The organism is Microcoleus sp. S28C3 (assembly GCF_036700785.1).
Classification (GTDB): domain Bacteria; phylum Cyanobacteriota; class Cyanobacteriia; order Cyanobacteriales; family Microcoleaceae; genus Microcoleus; species Microcoleus asticus.
Map to the genome: position 1 here is coordinate 18,519 of NZ_JAUBPO010000022.1, position 9,869 is coordinate 28,387.

General features: G+C 48.8%; 6 protein-coding genes. 3 read left to right on the forward strand and 3 right to left on the reverse strand.

What is annotated here, in order from left to right:
* The first annotated feature begins 87 nt into the window (after nucleotides 1-87).
* On the forward strand, nucleotides 88-1,173 hold the full coding sequence (locus QUA13_RS09090; RefSeq protein WP_333198044.1) for a hypothetical protein: 1,086 nt from the start codon (nucleotides 88-90) through the stop codon (nucleotides 1,171-1,173).
* Nucleotides 1,174-1,540: 367 nt separating this feature from the next.
* The gene (locus QUA13_RS09095; protein ID WP_333198045.1) at nucleotides 1,541-3,628 is read left to right on the forward strand and encodes an acylase; all 2,088 of its coding nucleotides are present in this window, start codon (nucleotides 1,541-1,543) and stop codon (nucleotides 3,626-3,628) included.
* Between the two features lie 109 nt (nucleotides 3,629-3,737).
* Here the strand turns inward: QUA13_RS09095 and QUA13_RS09100 are convergent, their stop codons facing one another.
* The 3 genes from QUA13_RS09100 to QUA13_RS09110 form a co-directional block, all read right to left on the reverse strand.
* Nucleotides 3,738-5,000, reverse strand: coding sequence for an MFS transporter (locus QUA13_RS09100; protein WP_333198046.1), 1,263 nt, complete (start codon nucleotides 4,998-5,000; stop codon nucleotides 3,738-3,740).
* Nucleotides 5,001-5,090: 90 nt separating this feature from the next.
* Complete coding sequence (locus QUA13_RS09105) at nucleotides 5,091-6,275, reverse strand: PepSY-associated TM helix domain-containing protein (protein WP_333198047.1); 1,185 nt, start codon at nucleotides 6,273-6,275, stop codon at nucleotides 5,091-5,093.
* Nucleotides 6,276-6,546: 271 nt separating this feature from the next.
* Nucleotides 6,547-9,339, reverse strand: coding sequence for a TonB-dependent receptor domain-containing protein (locus tag QUA13_RS09110; RefSeq protein ID WP_333198048.1), 2,793 nt, complete (start codon nucleotides 9,337-9,339; stop codon nucleotides 6,547-6,549).
* Nucleotides 9,340-9,463: 124 nt separating this feature from the next.
* On the opposite strand from QUA13_RS09110, the gene QUA13_RS09115 reads away from it, so the two are divergent.
* Nucleotides 9,464-9,634 (forward strand): hypothetical protein, encoded by a 171-nt coding sequence (locus QUA13_RS09115; protein ID WP_333198049.1) that lies wholly within the window; start codon nucleotides 9,464-9,466, stop codon nucleotides 9,632-9,634.
* The last annotated feature ends 235 nt before the right edge of the window (nucleotides 9,635-9,869 follow it).

Here is a 9,869-nt window from a genome sequence, read left to right on the forward strand (position 1 = left end):
TTTTTTTGAGACTCTAGCAATGTGGCTGGGAATTCTATAGCACCGTCCCAGGAATAGCAAAGTTAAAAGTTGAATTTTTTGTGAATTATGAATTTGGGAATGTCGTCAGCAATATTAAGTAAACTTCAGCGAGTTGGACTCGCTCTATTACTTGGTTCCAACTTGGGAATGGCTCTGTTGTTTGCCAACCCTCACAGCGCAATGGCAGGAGTAATTACTTTACCGGATGGCGGACGTTGCGAGGGAGAATTGAGTGATGGAAAACTCAGCGGCCCCAGCATATGTCAATATGCCAACGGCGATCGCTACGAAGGTCAATTTCTCAACGGCCAACCTCACGGTCAAGGCATTTATACCTTTAAAGAAGGAGGTAAATACCAAGGAGAATTTGCCTTGGGTGAATTCAACGGTCAAGGTGTCCGCGAATTTGCTAACGGCAACCGCTACGAAGGAAGTTTTAAAAACGGTGAGTTCGATGGTACAGGAACTTTTACCTCAACTAACGGCATTCGTTATGAAGGCTCTTTTACCAATAGTTCCCCCAGCGGTCGAGGGGCTTTTACGTTCAGTAATGGCACTCGTTGCGAAGGAGATATTAAAGAAGGAAAAGTTAACGGTAAAGGCGTCTGTCAATATGCTAATAAGAACCGCTACGAAGGAGAGTTGCTGAATAATCTACCTCACGGGCAGGGAATTTATACCTTTGCTGAAGGAGGTCGTTATGAGGGGCAATTTAGTGAAGGGCAATTTCACGGTAAAGGGGTTCGCGAATATCCGAACGGCAACCGCTATGAAGGAGAGTTTGTGAAGGGCAACACTCAAGGTCAGGGGTTGTTTACTTTTAAAGAAGGGGGACGTTATCAAGGGCCATTTGACAATGGAGAATTTAGTGGTGAAGGTGTCCGTGAGTTCGCCAATGGAGATAGCTATAAAGGCACTTTTGTCAAGGGTAAAATGAGCGGGAAAGGAGTTTACAATTTTAAGAATGGCGATCGCTGCGAAGGCGAATTTAGCGATGGTCAGTTCAACGGCAAAGGTACCTGCATTTACGCCAATGGCGATCGCTATCAAGGTGAATTCCTCAAGGGACAAAAACACGGTCAAGGTTCGTACATCTATGCAGACGGAACGAAGGTAGAGGGAAATTGGCAACAAGGGCAGCTTCAAAAATAACCTTATAACCTATCTCTCCCTACTTGTTTCCTCCCCTCCTCACCAATGACATAATGTGCTTTACAGTCGGCACACCTGCGTTTGATAGCGCTTTTTAATTTGGTGAGCGTAGGGGAGGGCTTTTAATTTCACATCCGATTTACATAGGGTGTTTTTTCGGATTTTCTGGATTTCTCGAAGAGGTATTATTTTTTTAACTGCAGATGGACGCAAATAGACGTAGCTAGGTTAGCTTTTTGGGCATCGGATTTGGTATGATTTTCTCTCTTGTTCTCTATAAAATGGCTTTGAATCCTCGGCGTTTTGTTCGTGCAGCTTGTTGAAAAGGCTGCAATGTCTAAGTTTAACCCTAGCAAATTAATTTCCCGTGTTTATACAACTAAAAAAACAAGGCCGGCGGATTGTCTCGTTATTAATGAGTTTTATCTTAGTTTTGCTCCTCAATAATTGGGTTCAAGCCGCCCCTCAAACCGGTACTCAAATTCTTTGGGATACCTATGGAATTCCACACATTTACGGAGAGAATACTAAAAGTCTTTTCTACGCTTTCGGGTGGGCGCAGATGCAAAGTCACGGTAATCTGATTTTGCGTCTTTACGGGCAAGCTCGCGGGCAAGCTGCCGAATTTTGGGGCGAAGATTATCTGGAATCCGACCGCTGGGTGCAAACTATGGGAATTCCTAATCGCGCAAATTCGTGGTATGAATCACAAAATCCCATTTTTCGCAACTATATCGATGCTTTTGTTGGCGGAATGAATGCCTATGCAAAAGAACACCCAGAGGCGCTCACCGAAGAATTAAAGGTAGCATTGCCCCTCAAACCGGTAGATGTATTGGCACACGCGCAACGCGTCATCAATTTTACTTTTGTAGTCGATCCAGAACGCGTTGAAGATCTCGCTGAAAATGACACCCCCAAAGGCTCTAATGGTTGGGCGATCGCTCCTTCCCATTCTCAAAGCGGCAATGCCATGCTATTGGCAAATCCTCACCTTCCTTGGTCGGATTTATATTTATGGTACGAAGCACAACTGGTTGCCCCAGAAATTAACGCTTACGGAGCCACTCTTGTCGGATTTCCTGTATTAACGATCGCCTTTAATGACAATTTGGGATGGACTCATACTGTCAACACTCACGATGGCTGGGATGCCTACGAATTGCCCCTCGCTAACGATGGCTATCGCTTCGATGGCAAAATCCGAAATTTTGACAGGGAAGAGAAGGTTTTAAAAGTCAAAGAAAAGAATGGGAATTTGCGATCGGAATCTCTTGTAGTGCGGCGTTCTGTTCACGGCCCGATTCTCACAGAAAAACAGCGCAAAGCGATCGCCCTGCGCGTTGTCGGACTCGATAAACCAGCAGCCCTTCAGCAGTGGTGGGATATGGCACGCTCCAAGAATTTTTCTGAATTTGAAGCCGCTTTAAAGCGCTTGGAAATTCCCATGTTTACCGTCATGTATGCCGATCGTGAGGGGCATATCATGCACTTGTTTAACGGTCAAGTCCCCATACGCAAAAAAGGAGATTTTAAATACTGGTCAGGCACGATCGCAGGCAATACATCAGAGACTTTGTGGAGCAAAAATCATCCCTATGCGGATTTGCCACGGGTTGTCGATCCGCCCAGCGGTTGGTTGCAAAATACCAACGATCCCCCCTGGACGACGACGTTTCCCAGCGCGATCGCACCGGATAATTATCCCGCCTACATGGCACCGCGCGGCCCGATGAGCTTGCGATCGCAGCGATCGGCAAAAATGCTCTTAGAAGATGCAAAAATCTCTTTCGATGAATTGATGCAATACAAACATTCCACTCAGGTAGAACTCGCCGATCGCCTCCTCGATGATTTAATTCCCGCCGCACGGCAAGGCAGTGAAAAAGCGCGTCGCGCTGCGGAAGTTCTCGCCACTTGGGATCGCAAAGTCGATGCGGGCAGTCGCGGTGCGGTGCTGTTTGCCTTTTGGAAACAAGCGATGGATGCCGATCGGTTATTCGCTAAACCTTGGAGCGAAGATGCGCCGCTAACGACCCCAGACGGGTTGGCAAATCCTGCGGAGGCGGTGCGGGTGCTGGAAGTGACAGCAACCAAAGTTGAGGTAACTTATGGCGCGTTAGATGTGGCATGGGGGGAAGTCTTCCGATTGCCTGGGGTAGCGAATCTGCCGGCAAATGGAGCTGACGCTGCTTTGGGTGTATTTCGCTCAGTATGGTTTGCTCCAGGGAAAGACGATCGCTTTCAAGCGGTTGCGGGCGATTCTTTTGTCGCTGCGATTGAGTTCTCGAATCCGGTGAAAGCGATGGCACTAAACAGTTACGGCAACGCCACTCAACCTGGTTCGCCCCACGCAGGCGATCAGTTGCAGCTCTTTGCTCGCAAGGAATTGCGCCCCGTATGGCGATCGCGATCGGAAATTGAAGCTCACCTGAGTTCGCGCCAGAAACTTTAGCAGAAGGAAGAAGGAAGAAGGAAGAAGGAAGAAGGAAGAGGGAAGAGGGAAGAGGGAAGAGGGAAGAGGGAAGAGGGAAGAAGTTAAAAGACCTCTCTCCGTTTTCCCTTTAGGCATCGCGCAGCAGTCGGCAAGCATACCCACCGACTGCAACGAGCAATAAGCCCAGCGCGCAGATAGCGTATAGCAAAGCCATGCCAGCACCGGCACCTGTCCCGATAATTGGGCCAAAAATAGCTGCTAAAAAACCTCCCGGTTGCATGGCGGGTTCAAAGACGCGATCGGCAAGTGGCCCTGCGATCAATAAACCGATCGCTGACGCCAATTGCACGATAACTGCTCTGGTAGCAAAAACGCGCCCCTGTACTTCTGGTGGGACTTTTGCCAACCACATCGCCTCGTTGGAACTGCCGAGGATGGGGAAATTGAAAGACGAACAAAATTGAGCGGGAATCCAGATGGAAAGCGCCTGACCGAAAGCAAAGACTATTTTACTCAAGCCCGCGCCTGCCATGCCGAGCAGAAAGCCCCGGATTCGGCGTTTGGGACCGCCCCAAATACCGATCAGCGATGCTCCTAAAACGCCGCCGGCGCCGGCGGCTGAAAGGATAAGACCTAGGATTCTGGCATTGTTGCCGGTGCGTGCCAGAATCATCGGTGAGTAGAGGGCCGCGCCGATGTCGTGAGCGAACCAGAATAGCGAAACGGACACCAGCAAGGCAAGCAGGCTGGGACGCTCGACGATGTAGCGGAATCCGAAGCTGAGTTCTTGCAATAGGTGAAAGCGAGCCGGCTGGCGATTGGAGGCGATCGCGGGCTGGGGTATTTTGACAGATACTAGCGTGGCGATCGCGATTGTAAAAGTTGCCAGGTCGATCGTAAAAATCCCGCTCAACCCAATCGCAGAATAGAGAATCCCCGCCAGCGTCGGGGCAATAATACTCGCGCCGTAAGTTGCCAAAAAACTTAAACTGCTAGCGCGGCTGTAATGCTTTTCTGGCATCATTGTGGCGATGGCTGCTGAGTAAGCTAACTGCTGAATTTGGTCAAAAATTCCGTTAATCGCAGCCGCTACATATAAATGCCATAGTTGCAGGCTTTGGCTGATATAAAGTAATAGGATAGCGAGCGTTAACAGAGCTGCAACCGCATCACCGATCGCCATCAAAAATTTTCGATTCCAGCGATCGACGAGAATGCCAGCAACCGGAGCGAGCAAGATGCGCGGCAATTGAGTAAAAAACATCAACAAAGCCAAAGCTGTCGCTTGATGGGTGGACTGCCAAATCCAAATAGTCAGCGCAAACCCGGACATAGCGCTGCCAATCATCGAAGCAGTTTGTCCGAGCCAGAGTTGAATAAATTTTTGCATGAAATACGCGATTAATAGGATTTAAAATTCATAGGGTCGGGGTTTTTAGGCAGGAGAATGACACCCGCATAAAACCGCACGCCGCTCTCATTAAAACCAAGGCCATTGCTGGCTAAGGGGAGATAATTCTTCATATTGCTGTCTCGCCTCCTTGCGGTAAAATTGCGCCAAATGCCGCTGCCGCCACATTAGTACGCCCGTAACAAACAGTACGATCGCTGCTAATCCTGCGATCGCGTGGGCCAACCGCAAGTAAATTCCGCCATAACTGCCAATATGTAGCGGATAAAGCGAGTTGAGAATTCGATTTGCTACAGAAGCTGAATTTACACTGTCAGCCTGCAATATTTCGCCACTGTATTGGTCGAGATAAATGGTGCTAACCCCGTTTGGGTGCGCGTCATTGGGAAATTTTTTCCGTACCTGAAAAGTTGCTTCAGGTGTCAAAGGCAGAGAAATAAAAGTGGTTTTAGCTTCCGTCCAAACGGTATTAACTTGGTGTAATATTTTATCGAGGTTTTGCCTCGAACTGCTAGAGTGGGGATGAGAAGTCAATGCTGGCTGTGGCTTTTCATTCGTGAGCCAATACAGAGTCGATTCAACTGGCGCGTAAAAAATTATCGCTGTCCCTGTAGCGGAGATGAGTATGAGAAAAGCGACCGATACAATCCCAGAAACGTTATGTAAATCAAATACAGTGCGCTGCCAATGAGCTTGCCAATTAATAGAAAATCCGCGAGCCAAATTGCGCCAACCAGTCCACAATACCAAGCCCGTAAAAGTTAGTCCTAGCATTACTATACCGCAAATACCGACAACAAGATGACCTAATTCTCCTCCAGCTAATTCCGCGTGTAACGTAAAAATAAAACCTGTAAAAGTTTCTTTCCAAAGGCGCGCACCATTAATTTCTCCGCTGTAAGGATTGACATAAACACTAACTATTTCCTCACTCTTTGAAAGCATCGAAACTTGACAAACTTCCCTCGCTGCTCGCGGCAGCAAGATACTAAGAGCTTGATTTTGCGGATAAGCTTTTTCGACAATTTGCAGGACATTTTCCAGCGGTATCCGTTCGGCTTGAGGAATTACTTGCAGGAGTTGGGGATTGAAGAACCGCTCGATTTCGGGACCGAAAACCAGCAAGCTGCCGGTTAAAGCAATTGCTGCTAGAAATATTCCTACCACCAACCCCAAATACAAGTGCAGTTTGAATGCGAGTTTGCGGAATTTCATCTCGAAATTTTCCTCGAAACCGTTAACTGTTCTCATCATCTAACCCAAGTTGCTAGTTATAATTAGACGCCCCCCAACCCCGAAATTTTCGGGGGTTTTTAGAGTATTCTTCCCAATTTTGCGGAGGGCTTTTAGAGTTCCCTCCGAAGCTTGGGGGTAGATTTGTAACTAGCAACAAGGGTCTCTCAGAGGGAGAGCCACCCTTGTTATCATTACCAGAAAAACACCTGATAGCGACAGTTAGGCGGCCAGCGCTTTCCTCGCAAGTCCCAACTTTTTCATCAGCATGAAATCCCCAGCCGATAAATAATTACCAGTTAAGGCGGTAATTAACACTAAGAGTCAAACCTCTGCCTGGATAATTAGAGCTATCCGAGCCAAATCCAGCTAAGTATTGAGAAACCACGGGAAAATATTGATTATTCAATAAATTCTCGACTTTGACTTGTAGCAGCCCTTTTCCCAGTTGAATTGTGCTGACGTAATCCACTGTGAGATAGCTGCTAATTGGACCACCATCCGAGCCATCTTTGAAGGCTTGATCGCGATTTCCAGAATACAATAACTGTAACCGATTGTTCCATCCCTGCAAAGTTTCGTTTTCGAGATAAGCTGTTAGCTTGAGCGGTGGAATTCGGACGCTATCGAGGGCGATGGACTTGCCATCTTCGTCATATTCGCCTTGAATATAAGTAGCAGTCCCGCCGAGGGACCATGCTCGTGCAGGTTGCCAATCCACAGTCCCTTCTAAGCCGTAAATGCGTTCTGGGGCGCGCTTTAGTTCCAGGCGACCTGTGTTGCCAACTGGTTGAAAATTCACTCCTAGATCGGAGGTATTGTAAAAAGCGGCAAGCGACATTTGCACGGATTCCCACGCTCCTCGAATGCCAATTTCGTAGCTGTTGACTTTTTGCGGTTGAGTTACTTCTAACGAAGATTCAATTCCGACAAAATTCTCGGGGGGTTCGCGGAGGATGCGGCCGAAATCGGGAACTGAGAAACCTTGAGCAAAGTTGCCAAATACGTTGAAGTTGTCATTAATTTTATAGACAGCCCCTGTATTAAATAGGGTGGCGTTAAATTTGCGATCGCCTCCTTGGATCTGGCGATCGTTAAAAGTGGTATAATCATTGACTTCTAACCCGATGCGTTCGTGACGTATCCCGCCACTTAGAATGACGATATCGTCAATATTCCATTCCAATTGACCAAAAAAGCCAAGGCTGTTGTAAGTGTAAGGAGGAACGAAAGGACGCTCGGAGATTTTCCGGTAAACCCGACCACGACTTTCGTCAAATCTCTGCGGGTCGTACAGGTCGAAACGCTGTTTGCTATCTTCAGTAACATAGTCAGAACCCCAAGTTAATCGAAGATTTTCGGCACGGGACAAAGGGGTGGTGATCGCCAGTCTACCTCCTATCTGTTCGCTCTCGGCTCGCGAACGAGTAACGCCGACAAACGGACCATAGAACTCGAACGGGCGGTAATCTGAAGGAACGCCTACATTGGAATTCGTTCGATAGTAGATTTGACTTTGAAGGCTGCTGCCAAAAAGGTTTTGGTTGGTGTAACTTAGGTTGAGCTGTGTACTTTTATTTCCCGGTGTTTCCCCGTCGATATCGAAATCTCCGGTTCGGAGGGCGCGGGCTTTTTGCCGTCCTTCCTGGTCGTCAACGCTAAAGTCTCCGATCACATTGGGATCTTGGGTTTCCCGATAGTGATTGACAGTTAGTTGCAGCCGCTGTTGGCTGCTCAAATCTACCCCGACTTTGCCCAGGACGTTGAAGAGAGTGCTGCTATCTCCGCCGAGTTCAAAAAAGGGAATGCGATCGCCTTGGGCATCATAAAAAGCCCCAGTTCTAGAGAGCGAGACAGTGCCGGTGAAATCGAAATTGCCCGATCGGCCAGAAATAGTTTGCTGAGCGTTAAAGCCTAGAGCATCTTCTGTGTTTGTTAAAGCGCTACTGACGCCCACTTCAGTAATAGCAGTTAGCCTTTCCTCAGTTGGCCGGCGACTAATAATATTAACCACGCCACCTGTAGCCTGAGCGCCGTAGATTGCGGTAGACCCTCGCACTACTTCAATGCGTTCGACCGCGCTGGGATCGATGTTTCTAAAAAATCTGCCAAAAGATTGAAGATTAGTCGTTTGTGGCACGCCGTCAATCAGAACGGAAACGTCGCGACCCCGCAAAGTTTGTCCATAAGTTGCCGTACTTTGAGTCGGGGGCGCAAAACCGGGAACCTCATTTGCCAGAGCTTCCCCGATATTTCTCGATGGCCCTGCCTGCTGCTGAATTTCTTCTGAGTCTATCACCGTTATAGAGCGCGGCACGTTTGTCACTATTTCTGCGGTTCGTGTTGCAGTGACGACGATTTCAATCGGGTCTCTCCCTACCTGTGGCGTTATAGCGGGTGGCCGTGGTGCCGTCCCTGGTGGCTGCGCTGTCGGCGGTAAGGGTTCTCCCGGTGTCCCTGGTGGCTGCGCTGTCGGCGGTAAGGGTTCTCCGGGCGTTCCTGGTGGCTGCGCTGTAGGCGGTAAGGGTTCTCCGGGCGTTCCTGGTGGCTGCGCTGTCGGTGGCAAGGGTTCTGCGGGTATCTCTACCGGCTGCCCTGTCGGTGGCAAGGGTTCTCCGGGTGTCCCCGGCCGCTGTGTTGCAGGAGCCGGTGCAGGCGGGCGAGCAGTCATCTCCGAGGTGGGTTTTAAGCTGAGAATCAGACCCGCAGCACCAGGAATCACCCGTGCTACTGGTTGACCCCTCTCGCCAATGACTTTGATTCGGATGCTGTTGTTATCTAAACGAGTAACGGTGACAGAAGCAATTCCCGCAGCCGGCTTGTCTTGACGAAACTCATTTCCCCCCGGCAGTCGCAGTTGAGCGGTGATGACATCAGCTTGTAAAGTTTCGCCAAAGCTGGTACTGAAGACTTGCAGGGGTCTTCCATCTTCAGTGTCTAGGATGATTTCAATGCCTTCTGACGTGGGGTTGAGGCGAACTGCCGTCACCTGCGCGATGTTGGAAGCGCACGCCGACTGAGCGACTACCGCCGACACGACTCCTGCCAGCCCAAGGCTACTTAATAATTTCTGCGATCTATTCATTACTCTTGAATCAACAATTGATAGAACTTCGGATATGTTGTTGGCGTTGTTTGCACAACACAATGTGAGAGCATGGCTGCTCTTCTCTGGCTCCTAAAACTGACCTGCGGAAAATACGACCTCGTTGTCGGGCGCAGTTCGATCCGATTCTCCCGTCGCTAGCGGCCTTTGTCTGGGAATGCAGGAGGCGCATAAGGGCGAACTCCTCAGTCCGGTGGCGCTCTGGACGATCGACCACGGTTGGCACCTTGCTCAGTTAAAGGAAGTAGTCGCTGGGCGCTTAATGAGAAAGTGACTTAATTAGATAACAGAGCACTTACATCTGTCAAGAGTTAACTAATGAAAACTAATTTCATTTTCGGATAGGGGGTCAGACCCCTCTATCTAGTTGGGTACCACTTGCCTATTATGATTGCTTGTCAGGGCTAGACAACGATCGCCTAAAATGCTAGGGCAAGAGTTAGAAAAGATTGTCATATACGAAACCATAGGAGTCAACAAACTTGCCAAAGACTCTTGACAATTAATCT